This window comes from Paenibacillus sp. FSL M7-0802 (assembly GCF_038004945.1).
In the GTDB taxonomy this organism is placed as follows: domain Bacteria; phylum Bacillota; class Bacilli; order Paenibacillales; family Paenibacillaceae; genus Paenibacillus; species Paenibacillus polymyxa_B.
In genome coordinates this window covers 1240990-1256957 of sequence record NZ_JBBOSD010000001.1, presented here as the reverse complement: position 1 = coordinate 1256957, position 15968 = coordinate 1240990, and the positions used below count along the sequence as shown (strand labels likewise).

Here is a 15968-nt window from a genome sequence, read left to right as displayed (position 1 = left end):
GAGAAGTTGGCCAATTTGCAGAACACCAAAAGAATAATGATCAGTTTGCCAGATCATCTCTTGCAGGAAGTGGACGGGATCGTAGCTATGGAAAATTCCAACCGCAGTGAATTTATCAGGCAGGCCATGAAGCTGTATGTAGGCGAACGTAAAAAACGTTACATTCGTGAAGCTATGCAGCGTGGATACATGGAAATGGCTAAAATCAACTTAACCATGGCATCCGAAGCCTTTCACGCGGAGGAAGATGCAAACAGCACCTTGGGCCGTACAGTTAGCGGGGTGTAATCCATATTGATCGTAAAGCGCGGCGACGTTTTTTTTGCAGACCTTTCACCCGTAGTCGGTTCCGAGCAAGGTGGCGTCAGACCTGTGCTGATCATTCAAAATGATATCGGCAACCGGTTTAGTCCTACTGTGATCGTAGCAGCTATCACCGCTCAGATTCAGAAGGCAAAGCTGCCTACACACGTGGAAATCGACGCGGCGACGCATGGCTTTGATCGTGATTCTGTTGTTCTTCTGGAGCAAATTCGGACGATCGACAAGCAAAGGCTTACCGACAAAATCACCCATTTAGATGAAGAAACCATGCGCAAAGTGAGCGATTCGCTACAAATCAGTCTCGGTTTGATTGATTTTTAGCGTGATGGAACGACGAGTGAAACGGGAAAAGGGCAGCGCTTGGGCGCTGCCCTTTTGCGTGTCCAATGAAAAATGCAGGTAGGGCTTGCTTTAACGTCACCTGCTGGCGCTTTGAATCTTTTTTTGTGATAATGAAAGACATGGTGTAAGACAAGAGCTGTGAGGAAGAAGGGATAGGTTTGTCTAACGAGGAAACGAAGACGGAAATCCGGCAGGAGCCGAACGAAGCAGAACGCCAAGAGCGGATTGTCAAACAAGTGGCGAGAGAGCTGTCGCTGGCACTCAAGCAAATCCGGACAACGATCAGTTTGTTGGATGAAGGGAATACAATTCCTTTTATCGCGCGTTATCGTAAGGAAATGACAGGAGAGCTGGATGAAAATCAGCTGCGTGAAATTGAAGATCGTGTGGTGTATTTGCGTAATCTGGAGGATCGTAAGGTAGAGGTCATCCGCATTATTGATGAGCAGGGCAAGCTGACGGAAGACCTGCAGACTGCTATCACCTCTGCGGTTAAACTTCAGGAAGTGGAGGATCTGTATCGTCCGTATCGGCAAAAACGCAAAACCCGCGCCAGTGTAGCGAAGGAACGGGGACTGGAGCCGCTGTCCATCTGGATCTGGAGCCAGCCGAAGCAGGGCGATGCTCTGAAAGAAGCCGAGTCCTATGTAAATGCGGAACTGGGAGTGGACAGCGCTGAGGCGGCCATCCAAGGAGCCTTGGACATTTTAGCTGAAAATATAGCGGATGATGCGGCTATTCGCCAATGGGTACGCCGATACACGCTGGACCATGGTATGTTGACCTCCGAAGCGAAGGACGCGGAGCAAGAATCCGTGTATGAGAACTACTACAGCTATCGTGAGCTCGCTAAGAAAATGCCACCTCACCGTATTCTGGCAATTAATCGCGGGGAGCGGGAAGGCATTCTTAAGGTTGGTCTTGAGGTGGCGCCAGATTCCATTTACAATTACGTGGCTGGCCAAGTGATTAAAGGATCGTCTGTCGTGCAAGATCTGCTGCGCAGTGTCATTGAGGATGCGTATAAAAGACTTATCGCGCCATCTATCGAGCGTGAAGTACGCGCTGAAATGACGGAGAAGGGCGAGCAGCAGGCCATCTCCATCTTTGCAGGCAACTTGCGCAGCCTGTTGCTACAGGCTCCGATCAAGGGCCGACGTGTGCTCGGTGTCGATCCGGCCTATCGGACAGGCTGTAAGCTGGCGGTTGTCGATGACACCGGCAAGCTGCTCGAAGTGGCTGTGACGTATCCGACACCGCCGAATAACAAGAAGCGCGAGGCTGCTGAAAAGTTCAAGCAGCTAATTGCCCAATATGGTATCGAATTGATTGTCATTGGTAACGGAACCGCTTCGCGCGAGACAGAGCAATTTGTAGCGGAAGTCATTGCGGACATTGGTGACAGCAGTCTAGCGTATCTGATCGTCAATGAGGCGGGCGCGAGTGTATATTCTGCCTCCAAGCTGGCACAGGAGGAATTTCCAGATTTGGACGTGGCCGAGCGCAGTGCAGCTTCCATCGCACGTCGTGTGCAGGACCCGCTGGCTGAGCTGGTCAAAATTGAGCCGAAGGCTATTGGTGTAGGCCAATACCAGCATGATGTGTCGCAGAAACATCTGGATGAAAGCTTAAAGGACGTTGTCGAATCAGCCGTTAACCATGTCGGTGTGGATGTGAATACGGCTTCCTCTGCGCTGTTATCCTATGTAGCGGGGATCAATGCGACGATTGCCAAAAACATCGTTAAGTACCGTGAGGAAAACGGTAAATTCAGCAACCGTCGTCAGTTGCAGAAGGTGCCGCGTCTTGGTGCAAAAACCTACGAGCAATCTGTAGGCTTTATCCGTATACCGGGTGGAGAAAATCCGCTGGACCGTACACCGATTCACCCTGAATCGTATGCTGTCGTAGACCGCCTGTTGGCGGAACTGAACATCAGCGCCCACGATCTGGGTACTAAGACTGCAATGGAAGCACTGAGCGTGTCCAACATTGACGAATTGGCTGCAAAGCTTGAAGTCGGCGTGCCAACACTGAAGGATATTCTGGACAGTCTCCAGCGTCCGGGCCGTGACCCGCGTGACGAGCTGCCGTTGCCTGTATTCCGCAAGGATGTGCTGAAGATCGAGGATCTCTCACCGGGTATGGAGCTTCAGGGAACCGTCCGCAATGTCATTGATTTCGGCGCATTTGTCGATATCGGTATTAAAAGTGACGGGTTGGTTCATATTTCACAGCTGCGCAGTGGCTTCGTAAAGCATCCGATGGATGTCGTATCTGTCGGTGATAACGTGACGGTGTGGGTGTTAAATGTTGATTTGAAAAAAGGCAGGGTTGGTCTGACGATGAAACCTCCTGCAGAGGCGCAATCGCAGGCATAATACTTTAAATAAAGCTGTACAACCTTCTTGTGAAGGTATAACAAAAGCCGGAATCTCCGAACTGCATCGGAGATTCCGGCTTTCATTTTTGGATGCCTTAGCTTCTACCCGTTGTTGGCATCGAACTCCACGCCAGGTGCTTTATGATAAAAAAACCAACAATCGTTCAACAGTTTAATTTGGCGCCGGTCCTTTTTGTAAAAGGCCCGCATGAGCTGGTTGCTGAGCCATTGAGGCAAGCCGATCTCCTCCTCTGCGTTACTTCTGTATGTTTAGCATATGGGGTGGGTACCTAAAGTGTGCTTATGAATTGGGGGTTAGACTTAGGCCGTTATTTTATAATATGCTTGTCAGTAAGGAGCAAAGGAGGAGAGACCGGAAGGATGGAGTCTAAGTCCCTGAGCAATTCAATGAACCATTCTATGAACCATTCTATGAACCGTTCTATGAGTAATGAAGAGCTTCAAGAATGGGTAGAGCGCATTTCGCTGGAGAGCTTCGGCGTGCCGTTTCGACATCAAGCCACCTTTAATGCGCGCCTGTCTTCCACAGGCGGTAGGTATTTTATGAAAAGTCATCATATTGAAATTAATCCACATCAACTCGCAGCTTACGGACGTTCTGAGGTGGAGAAAATTATTAAGCATGAGCTGTGCCATTATCATTTACATTTGCGAGGGATGGGCTATCAGCATAGAGATGCTGACTTCAAAGCATGGCTTGCCCGTGTAGGAGGGAGCAGGCATTGTCAGACTCTGCCAGGAAGAACGGAACGTAAGCCTCAGCCTTATCGTTACAAGCTAGTATGCGTTTCCTGTAAACAGGAGTATATGCGCAAGCGTAAGATGAATCCTCAGCGGTATCGCTGTGGGAAGTGTGGAGGTAAGCTTCGCCTGTTGGCACTTGACGGCACCCCCTGAATCATGGTAAATTAACCATACTGTATGATAATTTACAGTAATGTTCCCTGATAGCTCAGTTGGTAGAGCACTCGACTGTTAATCGAGTTGTCACAGGTTCGAGTCCTGTTCGGGGAGCCATGGAGAGGTACCCAAGTGGCTATAAGGGGACCCTCTGCTAAGGGGTTAGGCTGCGAAAGCGGTGCGAGGGTTCGAATCCCTCTCTCTCCGTTGGTATTTTAAGCAGAAAAAGGACGCTCGTATGCATTGTAATGATGCTTGCGAGCGTCCTTTTCGTCTATATCTGCTTTGAGAGTAACGGTGGACTGAAATCGTTTAAATGGAGAGGCGGACGTGCTTCGTACAGCATGAAGCGACGTTAGCCTGTCTTGTACGCAGCCAATAACTTCTATTTCACGCTGTCAGCCTCGACTGTCTTGAGTATGTTCAACAGAGCATGAGCAACGCCATCTTCTGCATTAGTCAGAGTCACTTCGGAGCAGACGGCCTTGATGTCGTCTTTTGCATTGCCCATGGCAATGCCTGTTCCTACCATCGTCAGCATGGAGATATCGTTGTAGCTGTCCCCAATCGCTACGGCTTCCTGCATGGGAATGCTCAGATGATTCGCCAGATAACGCAATGCATTACCTTTAGACGCATCCCTATGCTCGACTTCAAAGTTACGGTCTGAAGAGATGACCATGTTCAGGCCCTGAAAACCTCGGTAACGTTCACGGCCCCAATCCAATTTGGCTTGATCAAAGGAGAAACAGAGCACGTTATAAATCTCTACATCCAGTGGAATGTCCTCATATGAAGCGATGCGAGTATGTCCGGTCTGTTCATATTGTTTTTCAGCTGCATGTAATAAAGTATCCAGCGAAATATCCGGGTTGGAGCTCAGCAAGCGGTCCATTTCAACAGCAAGCAGCTGATGTCCGTTTTGTGGAGAATAAATAGCGCGGTCTGTCATGACCTCATAGTAAAAGTCGTTGTCATGCAGCCAGCTCAGCACTTCAAACGTTTCACTGCGGCCCATAGGAGTAGAGATTAACTGACGACGATGCACATCGTGTACGGTTGCGCCGTTTGCTCCAATGACGGGAGTTACAAGCTCTGCTTCCTCTAGCTTCGTCCAGGCGTCATAAGCAGCTCTACCAGTGGCAATTGTCACCTGAACGCCTTGCTGCTGTGCTTGGCGTATAGCCTCCGCGTTCACTTTGCTTATTTTTCCTTCCTCGTTCAGCAGTGTTCCATCCATATCAATCGCAAACAGTTTCATTTCTCTCCAGCTCCTGTCTTTCGATATCTCTGTGATAAATCTTGAGCTCTAGCTAAGCAGTTTCATATTTATGAGGGTACAACAACTTCCACATCATAATGTTGCAAAATTTCCAGCATCGCTGGTTCTGGCAATCTGTCGGTGATCACGATATTAACTTCAGACAGATCGGCAAAACGATATGGAAAATTGATTCCGAATTTCGAATGGTCCGCAAGGATGATCACCTGATCTGCCTGTTTCATCATCTGATGCTTCAGCATGCCGTCTTCTTCATGAATCAGGCTTAGTCCGTGGGCAGATATACCACCAATCCCGATAAAGGCTTTGTCTACAAAATAGTGAGACAAAGTGGCGATCACGGAGGAGCCATATACATATCGGTGTTCTTTTTGCAGGCGGCCTCCCAGCAGATGAATGGAGACACCGTCTTTTCCAGATAGCACGTCAGCCTGATTGATTGAATTGGTGATGACCGAACATTCCTGCACATTCAGTCTTTCTGCACACGCCTGTACGGTGGTAGAGGAATCCAATATAATACGATCCTTATCTCGTACCATGCTGGCAGCCAGCTGTCCGATCACTTGTTTCTCCTCGGATACAGTAAGTAGTCTTTCATTATAATTTCCAATTGGATCGTGATGAAGTGTAGGGAGAAGAGCGCCGCCGCGGGTGCGAATAATTTTTTGATGCTCTTCAAGTTTTACGAGGTCTCGACGGGCCGTATCTCGTGAAACATTAAAAAATTCACAAATATCATCCACCGAAATACGCTTATGAAGCTGTAAGTAATCAACGATTTTTAACATTCGTTCTTCCTGATACATAAAAAGCTCCTCTGATATATAATTATTTCGGTATCTCGTAAGTGATTATAAGTAAATACAAGTGATATTGCAATCATTTATCGCTGTTTTCAGGATTTTAGTGATTTTAGATAAGGTATTGTAAGTAAATGCGAATTTTGTGCTTATAAAAACTGCTTTTTTAAAAATTTTAGAAATAAGTATTGCCATTCGTTATTCTATTTGATATACTCTTTCTTGTCGCCAAGTTGGCGTATAATAATAAGGCCCGTTGGTCAAGGGGTTAAGACACCTCCCTTTCACGGAGGTAACAGGGGTTCGAATCCCCTACGGGTCATTGTTGTCTTTATAGACTACATGTTGCATGCTTAAGGGAAATTCCTGAGGTCTGGTCTAATGGCGGACAGCTTGGATGAACAGCATGAGCCATTAGCTCAGTTGGTAGAGCACCTGACTTTTAATCAGGGTGTCGAAGGTTCGAGTCCTTCATGGCTCACCATTTATATTTTGTTATGCGGTCGTGGTGGAATGGCAGACACGCTATCTTGAGGGGGTAGTGAGCGTACGCTCGTGGAGGTTCGAGTCCTCTCGACCGCATCAATGGAATAAACGGAAAAGTCTCTCGCGGTAGAGGCTTTTTTTATTTGTGTAGTGATGTAATAAAGTAATGATTATGATGAAATAATGATTCCATAGTATAATATAATGCCATAATGTTATAGAATGATAAGTATAAACTTATGAAGTGACGGTGAAAAATATGGACACTCAACTGTTAGGAAATATATCAGAAAATATTTTGGGCTTGTTTCCGATTGTGAAGAAGAAATTTTTCACCTACGGTCCGCTCGATTTCCCATTACACTTGTCGCCTAATAACTTTCAAGTGCTCATGCTTCTGCGTGAAGTGCGTTCGTCTACAGTATCCGATTTGTCCAAACAACTTAATGTCTCACGTCCAAACATGACTCCTCTTCTGGATAAGTTGGTGGAGCATGGGTTGGCTGACCGCCAATCGTGTGATTCGGATCGCAGAGTCGTGAATGTGGCGATTACACAGGAAGGCGATGCTTTTTGTGAACAGGTATTTCATACCTTCTCCAATAAAATTCAAGAAAGACTGGTGTATTTGCCAGAAGAAGATTTATTGCATCTGAGTGAAACTTTGAATGAATTGAAGCATATCTTACTTAAAATCGACAACTCTGCTACGTGATTGGCGTAAGTGAACTGGCTTAAAGACCGCCCTTTCTTCGGAAAACAGGCGGTTTTTGTTGCGTGTTGTGGTATAATGGAAACCAACATACATAATTCGGTAATTTTAGCATACGTGATCTTTGAAATGGGAACAGAGAACATGATATCGTTATTTGAGAGCCTGCTAGGGAGGAAGGAACTTCTATGCAATCTATTTACCATCGCATTGAGGAACTCATCAAGGAACGGGGAATGACGAAAAAGGCGTTCTGCCAGCAGTTAGGCATTAGTACAGGGAACTTCGGGGATTGGAAAAGAGGAAAAACGACGCCGGGCACGAATAAACTCATTGAAATTGCTTCGTTTTTTGATGCCAGTCTGGATTGGATCATGCTGGGTCGAGATGTACAGGGTGAGGTGCTAAAGGAGTCGCAAGACCCTTATTTTTTTGGCGCTTCAGGGCAACTGAATTGCCAGGGGGAACCGCTTAGTGAGGCGGAAAGAAATTTTATACTTGAGTATATTGAATTTACCCGCTTTCGTAAAGAGAAAAACCAGCGCAATTCTACTATGGGGTAATGGTTGCTTAGGATTTGATGAGGATTATTAATGAGTAAGGCTGAAAATGAAAATTATTTCAGAAAAAGTTACTGTGTCGGAGGGGAAACATTTTGGGAGATCAAACTATTTATCAGCGGATTGAAGCTTTGATTAAGGATCGCGGAATGACCAAGAAGGCATTTTGTGAAAAACTTAAAATCAGTTCAGGGAATCTCGGTGATTGGAGAAGGGGGAAAACAACGCCGGGTACCACCCATTTGATTCAGATTTCGGACTTTTTTAATGTATCGCTCGATTGGTTAATGAAAGGGATTAAGCCAGGAGAAGGCGTACTTCAGGAGCAGAAGGCTGCTTATTTTTTTGGAGTGATGGGGCCACTGAATTGCCAGGCAGAAGATCTTGAGACGGAAGAACAGAATTTTATTTTAGAATATGTTGAATTTGCGAAATACCGTAAGCAAAAAAGTGAGAAGGATAAAACAAAGCCGGAATAACTTTTTGGCTAAAGATGTCTGGGTTGAAAACCCGTAAACGAACTGGAGGGGTTCGCTTTACGGGTTTATTTGGTTTCTTGGTGATATGGAATGACCTATATGTAACTGGAATGCTTGTTAGGTTTAGAGTGCGGTGCCTCCTTATAATCGTTATCGTCGATGTTCAGAATTGCAGCAACTTGTTTTCTGTACCTTTGTGCTTTGCGGGTGCCGTGAATCAGATTGGACAAGCGTGAAGGCGGAATATTGTGTGTCTCACAAAATGTTTTCTGATCCAGTCGAAGTTCGACAAGCCGTTGTTTGATGGCCCACCCGAAGGAGGTGACAGGCATTTTGTTATTCAAGAGAAATCGCCCCTTACGGATTCTTGCGGAATAATTGGTGTGTTATAATAATCATCAGTAAACATGTTAGAATTAACCATCTGACACTATGATACACTTTTATACGTGTTTTTACAATCGTAAATGCGTCATTTTGTTGAATTAATTACTTAATTAAGTGCTAGGTGGTTCTGATAATCCGTCTAGAGTCTGCTAATGGTGTGAATTGCGATTATATGTGGATAAAAAACACTCTGCCACCTGAGGAAAGGGACAGAGTGTTTTTGGTGTTGTGACCACATTGGCGAAGCGACGCATCAGGGGGATGCTGGAAGGCGTTTGAATAGACCTGAGGAGGAAAACAGTCTAGGTTCATCCAATTGGTTATTATGGCTCATATAAAGAGGTAGAGTGATGTAGGAGCTGGACCAATGTCTGTGAAGAAAGCGACGCTGAGATGCAGTTGGCTCAGGTTGGTTAAGCTTCTTCCAGGCAGAGAGGAGCTCGCTTGTCATACGCTCCATAAGAGGGTTCTTTTCCTCATAAGGAGGATTGAGTAGTTTGAAGGCATCTTCCACACAGAAGGACACCGCTGCGCTAAGATAGCCGTGAACGGTCTGTTCTACATCGTTTCCGAGGAGGAAGTTAATCCAGGTGTGAACGGTAGCGAGTGTGCCAATCGCATTGTATTGAATGAGTATGGATTCCAACTGGTCAAATTCAAGCCAAGGATAAAGAGCCTTAGCGAGCTTGAGTAGACGCTGACCGGATAGACGAAACTCCTTCACATGCTGCCAGGAGGGACGTTGGGTATGCAGCATCTTATCAATGAGGGCGATCCGCCAACTGTCATTCTGCTGGATGGCGACATACAGACTTTTGATAGCCATGCCGTCAACGGTTGTAAATTGAGGATACAAATCATCCAGCATGTAATGTTCCAGGTCTTGTAGACTGTTCAAATGTCCGTTACGGGATAGTTTCTCCAGTCCGTTGAAACGGGTGAAGCCACCAACAGGTAGGGAAGGGTCCAACAATAATGCATAGTTCAGCAAGCGGTTGCCTTTATGCAGGGTGGTTCGCCTCCTCGAAGTGAATCCTTATGTTACGTTATTTCACTCTTTACTTGGGGGGGACGAAAGATATTCGAAATATATGTAATATATATTTACATTTAAGTAGCTTTTGTGTCAAATTAAATATTCTTATCGCTCATATATGTTAGTTAAAATAACATATAAAATAATTATTATATTTTTGTTTACAAATAGTTGATGAGAGAGTATAATAAATCTGTTGCCTCATTACATTATGATTTGCGGTCGTGGTGGAATGGCAGACACGCTATCTTGAGGGGGTAGTGGGCGTACGCCCGTGGAGGTTCGAGTCCTCTCGACCGCATTATATGCAAGACTCAGTTAAAAAAGCATCCTGACACGGTTTACGTGAAGGGATGCTTTTTTTGTTAAGCATTTTTCGTTATATCCTTTTGCCACAGAACAACGGTAGACAACCGGTCGTTTATTAACTGTGATAAAGAAGGATGTCAGTTTTGCTGCAAAAGCTTCTCTATATCTCCCGCCAGCTTATCTGGAGTGGTTTGCGGTGCATAGCGCTTAAATACGTTACCTTCTCGTGTAATTAAGAATTTAGTAAAATTCCATTTGATCGCTTTGGACCCTAATACCCCCGGAGCAGTTTGGGTCAGGTAACGAAATAAGGGGTGCGCTTGATCGCCATTGACATCTGTCTTGGCGAACATCGGAAAGGTAACACCATAATTGATCTGGCAAAACTCGGAAATCTCCTCGCTGGAACCTGGCTCTTGTTTGGCAAATTGGTTGCTGGGAAATCCCAAAATTTCGAGCCCCTGTTCATGGTACTGGTCATATAGCTCTTGTAGCGCTTTGTATTGGGGGGTTAACCCACATTTGCTGGCAGTGTTCACGATAAGCAGAACGTTCCCTTCATATGTGGATAACGGAATTTGTTTCCCTTGCAGGGTGTGCGCATCATATTCATAAACGGTCATAGTATCTCTCCTTATTCAATATTCAGCAATTAAATTGTAAGCAATTAAAATCGAGGTTGCAAGTTTTGAAAAGCTGTATCAAGCCTTTAGCCGCTGTAAAATCGTATTTTGTTCAAAACAGTAAATCGCACCGCAAATGGAGCGAATTAAGGTGTTTCTTCTTATAAAAGCGGGTTCAATCGGTGTTTAGCTGGTACATATAGCGTATTTTCTTCTCTTTTTACAAAAAAAGGCCAAAAACGCCCTACCCTACGCCAATATTGACATGCTTGTCATTTTCGAAAAGGGATGAAAAACAGAGATTGAAGGAGCTGTGAGAAGCATAGTTGCATTGTAAGCGCTATTATTAATATCCTAGGCTCTAAAGGCCGATTTATAACCCCGCAGTTGAGCTTTACAGTCTTCCATGCGCGGGTGTATGATTCAAGACGTAATTTCAAATTAACTTGAATGAAGCAACAACGAAATGTCTATAGCGCTGAATTTTGCAGTTGCAAAAGCGGGGGAACCAATCGAGATTGTACGGCTTCGGAAGCCGTGTGTCTCATGGGGTGAATTTTCAGGTCAAGTGCCAGAAATAGGGCGACTCTCACGTCCGAATCCGACAGCTAACCTCGTAAGCGTACAGGGAGAGGCAACAAACCGCCGTGTGCAGCCATGGTTTATTTTATCATGGATATGTAAGAAGCCGGAGGAAAGCCTTTTTCCTTCGGCTTCTTTTTGTTGTCTTTTTATACCGGGAGAGGAGCTACTGATGGAAGGTCGGTTAATTATTGTCACTGCACCGAATGAAGCGGGCAGAAGTTTTGTGAAATTGCTTATTTTCAAAAAATTGGCGTTTGCAGTTCTCACGAATAGCGCCCAGGAGGAACGACAGCTCAAAAAAATGGGTGTGGAGCACATTGTCCGCATCAATACCATGCAAGCGGGAAAATGGAATTTTCCAAAAAAAGAAATTGGTAGTGTGTATTTGTTCGAGAACAGCTTGAATCTGACGTGCCGTTTCCTGCAAATATGTCGGCCGCTAACATCGGAATCGATCTATGTTATTACGCACGGCTGTAATCCACAAGGAATTTATCGGGGATTGGGAGCGGATCATGTGATCTACACATTGAACGGAGAGGTGGGTTTTCTGCTGAACGGATAAGCACTTATAACATAGTTGTTTTATGATTTTATGATCAAATAAGAATGGCGATCTGAGGACCGATACGGAGGGTATAAACATGATGGATATATACATGCTGCTCGTCATGGCTGTGAGTTATGGAGTGATACTGCTGTTTGTACGCTGGTGTGATGCGCAGACCTCTAAAGGAGGACGAAGAGGATGATCGTTATACTTGGGCTTACGGCTATTGTGTTTATGTATTTAATCTACGCACTCCTGAACCCTGAAAAGTTCTAGTCAGCTATAGGGGATAGAGCGGGCGGGAACAACAGATCTGAATATTAAGCATCATAGGTAGCGGGTTTTCGCAAACGTGTGCACACAATTGGTGCTCTGGAAGCAGGTCTGTTGTTCCAAACGCAGGAGCATTTTGAAGGAGGAATAAAGGATGGAGCTGCTTCAAATTGGAATTGTGATCGTCATATTGCTGCTCTTGGTAAAGCCAGTGGGCACCTATATGTATCATGTATTCTCGAATGAACCCAATCGGACGGATCGGATTTTTGGCGGAACAGAAAAGCTGATTTATAAGATAGTAGGATTGAAGAAGCTAGAAAGCATGCGTTGGACTACGTATGTTATGAGTTTCATTGCAACGAATGTCGTGCTTGTGGCGATCAGCTACTTGCTGTTGCGTTTACAGGGAATGCTTCCCGGTAATCCGGCGGGAAACAGTAATATGGAAGCATCACTAGCTTTTAATACGGTAATCAGCTTTATGACGAATACGAATCTCCAACATTATAGCGGAGAAAGCGGGCTTACGTATCTGACACAGATGGCGTTCGTCACGATGATGATGTTCACTTCGGCTGCTTCCGGTTTTGCGGTTGCTGCGGCTTTTATGAGAGGATTGACGCGGCGCGGTGAAGGGATGGGCAATTTCTTTCAAGATTTTATTAAAGCCATTATAAGGATTTTCCTGCCGCTGGCCTTTGTGCTTACGCTGGTGCTGGTTGGATTGAAGGTACCACAGACGCTACAGCCTACGGCGGATCTTACGACGCTGAGCGGAACACAGCAGCAGATTTCTATGGGACCCATTGCTTCTCTGGAGTCCATCAAGCATTTGGGGACAAACGGGGGCGGTTATGCGGGAGCTAACTCTGCGCATCCTTTTGAAAATCCAAGTCCTTGGACGAACGTGCTGGAAATTTTGGCAATGTGGGTAATGCCGGCTTCGTTGCCGTATACCTTTGGATTGTTTGCCCGTAATCGTAAACAGGGCTGGATTATTTTTAGCTCCATGATGGTATTGTTTCTAATTTTTCTATCCATTACGTATGTGTCTGAAAAGACAGGTAATCCGTTAATCCAGACACTGGGTGTGGATGCTTCTCAAGGAAGCATGGAAGGGAAAGAGGTTCGTTTCGGCATTGGACAATCGGCTTTATTCACTGCGGTCACAACAGCGGCAACGACAGGTTCGGTCAATAATATGCATGATACACTAACCCCACTGGGTGGTATGGCTGCTTTGGGAGAAATGATGCTAAACGTCATTTTTGGCGGCAAGGGTGTCGGGCTGATGAATATGCTGATGTATGCGATTCTGGGTGTGTTTATATGCGGACTGATGGTCGGGAGAACTCCGGAATTTATGGGAAGGAAGATTGAAGGCAAGGAAATGAAGCTGATCGCGATTGCCATTTTGGTACATCCGTTTCTTATTCTCGCCCCAACTGCACTTGCATTTATGAGTCATTGGGGATACGATGCGGTCACTAACCCTGGCTATCACGGGTTGACTCAGGTGCTCTATGAATATGCGTCATCTGCCGCAAATAACGGTTCGGGATTTGAAGGTCTTTCGGATAACAACGTATTCTGGAATATGACAACGGGGATGGTTATGTTCTTCGGACGATATGTATCTATGATTGCATTGTTGGCTGTGGCGGCTTCGTTGAATGCCAAAGCACCGACTCCGGTGACGACGGGGACACTGCGCACGGACAACAAGTTATTTGGAGCTATTCTGATCGGGGTCGTGCTGCTGATTGGTGCGTTGACCTTTTTACCCGTCATCGTATTGGGACCTGTTGCTGAATTTTTGACCATGTGAAGAAGAAAATGAGAATGGATGAACGGGGTGTTTGATCATGAAGGAACAGCGCAAACACATGCTGGACAGAAGCATCTTGAAGCATGCGATCAAGGATAGCTTTATAAAATTAAATCCGATGATTATGATGAAAAATCCTGTCATGTTCGTCGTGGAGATCGGTACATTGGTCGTGCTGCTAATGTTACTGTTTCCCGGTTATTTTGGAACTGGCAAGGAATTGGGCTTTAACCTGGCCGTGTTTGTTATTCTGTTGTTTACGTTGCTTTTTGCTAATTTTGCCGAAGCGCTCGCGGAGGGGCGGGGTAAGGCACAAGCTGCCTCTTTAAAAAAATCCAAGCAGGAAACGCAAGCTAACAAGCTCATCGGAAATGACATTCAGGTGGTTAGCTCAACCGAATTGCGTAAGGGGGACGTGGTTATTGTCTCCCAGGGCGAAATGATCCCAAGCGATGGTGAGGTCATTGAAGGCCTGGCTTCGGTGGATGAATCTGCAATTACGGGCGAATCGGCTCCGGTCATCAAGGAATCGGGTGGTGACTTTTGCTCGGTAACCGGCGGGACGCGAGTGGTCAGTGACCGGATTAAGGTGCGGATTACGACAGAGCCGGGCGAGACATTTATTGATAAAATGATTTCGCTCGTGGAAGGCGCACAGCGGCAAAAAACGCCGAATGAGATTGCACTGAACACTTTGCTGATTAGCTTAACGATTATTTTTCTAATTGTAGTGGTTACGCTAGCGCCGATTGCCCGTCATTTTAATATTGATTTGCCTGTTCCTGTGCTGATTTCGTTGCTAGTCTGTCTGATTCCAACCACGATTGGAGGACTGCTGTCAGCCATCGGGATTGCCGGTATGGACCGGGTCACCCAGTTTAACGTGTTGGCCATGTCAGGCAAGGCGGTAGAAGCTTCTGGGGATATCAACACGATGATTCTGGATAAAACAGGTACAATCACCTTCGGGAACCGAATGGCGAGTGAATTCGTGCCTGTAGAGGGCGTGGAGAAGGCAGAGTTAGTGAAGTGGGCAGCGATTAGCTCTATGAAGGATGAGACGCCAGAGGGGCGCTCAGTTCTCGAATTGATGCGCAAACAGGAGCATACGTTGGATGCATCCTTGGCAGCAGGTGGAACTTTTATCGAATTCAAGGCGGAGACCCGGATGAGTGGTCTGGATCTGGCCGATGGACGAAAGGTACGCAAGGGCGCGGTGGATTCTGTTCGGCAATGGATCGTATCGCAAAACGGCAGTGTTCCAGCCGATCTGGAGGAAAAAGCGAATCAGGTAGCCTCTGAAGGAGGTACACCGCTGGCAGTCGCGCTGGATGATCAGATATACGGCATTATTTATCTGAAGGATACAGTGAAGCCAGGCATGAAGGAACGGTTTGATCAGCTCCGGGAAATGGGTATCCGTACGATCATGTGTACCGGAGATAATCCACTGACAGCAGCTACAATTGCACGAGAAGCGGGTGTGGACGACTTTGTAGCTGAGAGCAAGCCGGAGGACAAAATAGCGGTTATCCGACGTGAGCAGGAACAGGGTAAGCTGGTTGCTATGACCGGAGACGGCACCAATGATGCACCTGCGCTGGCGCAAGCGGATGTCGGTCTTGCCATGAATAGCGGCACAGTCGCGGCCAAAGAAGCGGCTAATATGGTGGACTTGGATTCCGACCCGTCTAAAATTATTGAGGTGGTCGCGATCGGCAAGCAGCTGCTTATGACGCGTGGAGCATTGACAACGTTCAGCATTGCGAACGATGTTGCCAAATATTTTGCCATCATCCCGGCGATGTTCATGCTGGCCATTCCACAAATGGGCGCTTTGAACGTCATGGGGCTTGGCTCCCCGCTGTCCGCTATTTTGTCGGCGCTGATCTTTAACGCGGTTATTATTCCGCTTCTGATTCCGCTGGCCATGAAGGGCGTGAAGTATAAGCCGATGAGCTCGGATCGCCTGCTGGGACGGAATTTGCTGATTTACGGTCTGGGCGGTATGGTCGTACCGTTTGTTGGCATTAAGGCCATTGATTTGTTGGTGCATTTGTGGATTTAGCGCAGAAAGGGTGA

At 46.2% G+C, this 15968-nt stretch carries 17 protein-coding genes, 6 tRNA genes and 1 riboswitch; of the genes, 17 read left to right on the top strand and 6 right to left on the bottom strand.

Annotation, left to right across the window (positions count from 1 at the left end; translation table 11 throughout):
- The first annotated feature begins 6 nt into the window (after positions 1 to 6).
- The 3 genes from MHB54_RS06325 (at position 7) to MHB54_RS06315 (ending at position 3047) form a co-directional block, all read left to right on the top strand.
- Positions 7 to 288 carry a CopG family ribbon-helix-helix protein gene (locus MHB54_RS06325; RefSeq protein ID WP_007429334.1) on the top strand — a complete coding sequence of 94 codons (282 nt, stop codon included), beginning with the start codon at positions 7 to 9 and terminating at the stop codon, positions 286 to 288.
- Between the two features lie 6 nt (positions 289 to 294).
- Positions 295 to 645 (top strand): type II toxin-antitoxin system PemK/MazF family toxin, encoded by a 351-nt coding sequence (locus MHB54_RS06320; protein ID WP_007429335.1) that lies wholly within the window; start codon positions 295 to 297, stop codon positions 643 to 645.
- Between the two features lie 179 nt (positions 646 to 824).
- Entirely contained in the window at positions 825 to 3047 is a 2223-nt protein-coding gene (locus tag MHB54_RS06315; protein ID WP_071559018.1) for a Tex family protein, read from the top strand.
- Positions 3048 to 3151: 104 nt separating this feature from the next.
- Here MHB54_RS06315 and cmpA read toward each other — a convergent pair whose 3' ends face one another.
- Complete coding sequence (gene cmpA / locus MHB54_RS06310; RefSeq protein WP_007429337.1) at positions 3152 to 3286, bottom strand: cortex morphogenetic protein CmpA; 135 nt, start codon at positions 3284 to 3286, stop codon at positions 3152 to 3154.
- A 144-nt stretch (positions 3287 to 3430) separates the two neighbouring features.
- Between cmpA and MHB54_RS06305 the strand changes: the two genes are divergently transcribed.
- The 3 genes from MHB54_RS06305 (at position 3431) to MHB54_RS06295 (ending at position 4177) form a co-directional block, all read left to right on the top strand.
- On the top strand, positions 3431 to 3967 hold the full coding sequence (locus MHB54_RS06305) for a SprT family protein (protein ID WP_264454050.1): 537 nt from the start codon (positions 3431 to 3433) through the stop codon (positions 3965 to 3967).
- Positions 3968 to 4011: 44 nt separating this feature from the next.
- Positions 4012 to 4087: transfer RNA gene (locus MHB54_RS06300), tRNA-Asn, on the top strand.
- Position 4088: 1 nt separating this feature from the next.
- Positions 4089 to 4177: transfer RNA gene (locus MHB54_RS06295), tRNA-Ser, on the top strand.
- A gap of 178 nt (positions 4178 to 4355) precedes the next feature.
- Here MHB54_RS06295 and MHB54_RS06290 read toward each other — a convergent pair.
- The gene (locus MHB54_RS06290) at positions 4356 to 5231 is read right to left on the bottom strand and encodes a Cof-type HAD-IIB family hydrolase (RefSeq protein WP_340981479.1); all 876 of its coding nucleotides are present in this window, start codon (positions 5229 to 5231) and stop codon (positions 4356 to 4358) included.
- Between the two features lie 68 nt (positions 5232 to 5299).
- Complete coding sequence (locus MHB54_RS06285) at positions 5300 to 6061, bottom strand: DeoR/GlpR family DNA-binding transcription regulator (RefSeq protein WP_013309250.1); 762 nt, start codon at positions 6059 to 6061, stop codon at positions 5300 to 5302.
- 244 nt (positions 6062 to 6305) lie between these two features.
- Between MHB54_RS06285 and MHB54_RS06280 the strand changes: the two genes are divergently transcribed.
- The 6 genes from MHB54_RS06280 to MHB54_RS06255 all read left to right on the top strand — a co-directional run bounded on the left by MHB54_RS06280 (position 6306) and on the right by MHB54_RS06255 (position 8292).
- Positions 6306 to 6377 (top strand) — tRNA-Glu (locus tag MHB54_RS06280).
- Between the two features lie 86 nt (positions 6378 to 6463).
- A tRNA-Lys gene (locus MHB54_RS06275) sits at positions 6464 to 6539 on the top strand.
- A 15-nt stretch (positions 6540 to 6554) separates the two neighbouring features.
- Positions 6555 to 6637 (top strand) — tRNA-Leu (locus MHB54_RS06270).
- 163 nt (positions 6638 to 6800) lie between these two features.
- Positions 6801 to 7256 carry a MarR family winged helix-turn-helix transcriptional regulator gene (locus MHB54_RS06265; protein ID WP_023987598.1) on the top strand — a complete coding sequence of 152 codons (456 nt, stop codon included), beginning with the start codon at positions 6801 to 6803 and terminating at the stop codon, positions 7254 to 7256.
- A gap of 185 nt (positions 7257 to 7441) precedes the next feature.
- Positions 7442 to 7816, top strand: a complete 375-nt coding sequence (locus MHB54_RS06260; protein WP_028543045.1) for a helix-turn-helix domain-containing protein — start codon at positions 7442 to 7444, stop codon at positions 7814 to 7816.
- A gap of 92 nt (positions 7817 to 7908) precedes the next feature.
- Entirely contained in the window at positions 7909 to 8292 is a 384-nt protein-coding gene (locus tag MHB54_RS06255) for a helix-turn-helix domain-containing protein (RefSeq protein ID WP_013309253.1), read from the top strand.
- Positions 8293 to 8387: 95 nt separating this feature from the next.
- On the opposite strand, the gene MHB54_RS06250 is transcribed toward MHB54_RS06255, so the two are convergent.
- Both MHB54_RS06250 and MHB54_RS06245 read right to left on the bottom strand, forming a co-directional pair.
- Positions 8388 to 8636, bottom strand: coding sequence for a hypothetical protein (locus tag MHB54_RS06250; RefSeq protein WP_013309254.1), 249 nt, complete (start codon positions 8634 to 8636; stop codon positions 8388 to 8390).
- A gap of 296 nt (positions 8637 to 8932) precedes the next feature.
- Positions 8933 to 9670, bottom strand: a complete 738-nt coding sequence (locus MHB54_RS06245; RefSeq protein WP_028543043.1) for an urease accessory protein UreF — start codon at positions 9668 to 9670, stop codon at positions 8933 to 8935.
- Positions 9671 to 9933: 263 nt separating this feature from the next.
- On the opposite strand from MHB54_RS06245, the gene MHB54_RS06240 reads away from it, so the two are divergent.
- A tRNA-Leu gene (locus MHB54_RS06240) sits at positions 9934 to 10016 on the top strand.
- A gap of 145 nt (positions 10017 to 10161) precedes the next feature.
- Here MHB54_RS06240 and MHB54_RS06235 read toward each other — a convergent pair.
- A complete protein-coding gene (locus MHB54_RS06235) occupies positions 10162 to 10647 on the bottom strand; it encodes a glutathione peroxidase (protein ID WP_023987602.1) in 486 nt (161 codons plus the stop codon).
- A 466-nt stretch (positions 10648 to 11113) separates the two neighbouring features.
- A riboswitch (cyclic di-AMP (ydaO/yuaA leader) is annotated at positions 11114 to 11286 on the top strand.
- 115 nt (positions 11287 to 11401) lie between these two features.
- On the opposite strand from MHB54_RS06235, the gene MHB54_RS06230 reads away from it, so the two are divergent.
- From MHB54_RS06230 to kdpB, 4 genes are all read left to right on the top strand, one after another.
- The gene (locus MHB54_RS06230; RefSeq protein ID WP_023987603.1) at positions 11402 to 11797 is read left to right on the top strand and encodes a hypothetical protein; all 396 of its coding nucleotides are present in this window, start codon (positions 11402 to 11404) and stop codon (positions 11795 to 11797) included.
- Positions 11798 to 11980: 183 nt separating this feature from the next.
- A complete protein-coding gene (locus MHB54_RS28685) occupies positions 11981 to 12058 on the top strand; it encodes a potassium-transporting ATPase subunit F (protein ID WP_071559652.1) in 78 nt (25 codons plus the stop codon).
- A gap of 151 nt (positions 12059 to 12209) precedes the next feature.
- Positions 12210 to 13886, top strand: coding sequence for a potassium-transporting ATPase subunit KdpA (gene kdpA, locus MHB54_RS06225; protein WP_165176322.1), 1677 nt, complete (start codon positions 12210 to 12212; stop codon positions 13884 to 13886).
- A gap of 37 nt (positions 13887 to 13923) precedes the next feature.
- Entirely contained in the window at positions 13924 to 15954 is a 2031-nt protein-coding gene (kdpB, locus tag MHB54_RS06220) for a potassium-transporting ATPase subunit KdpB (RefSeq protein WP_028543041.1), read from the top strand.
- Positions 15955 to 15968: the final 14 nt, after the last annotated feature.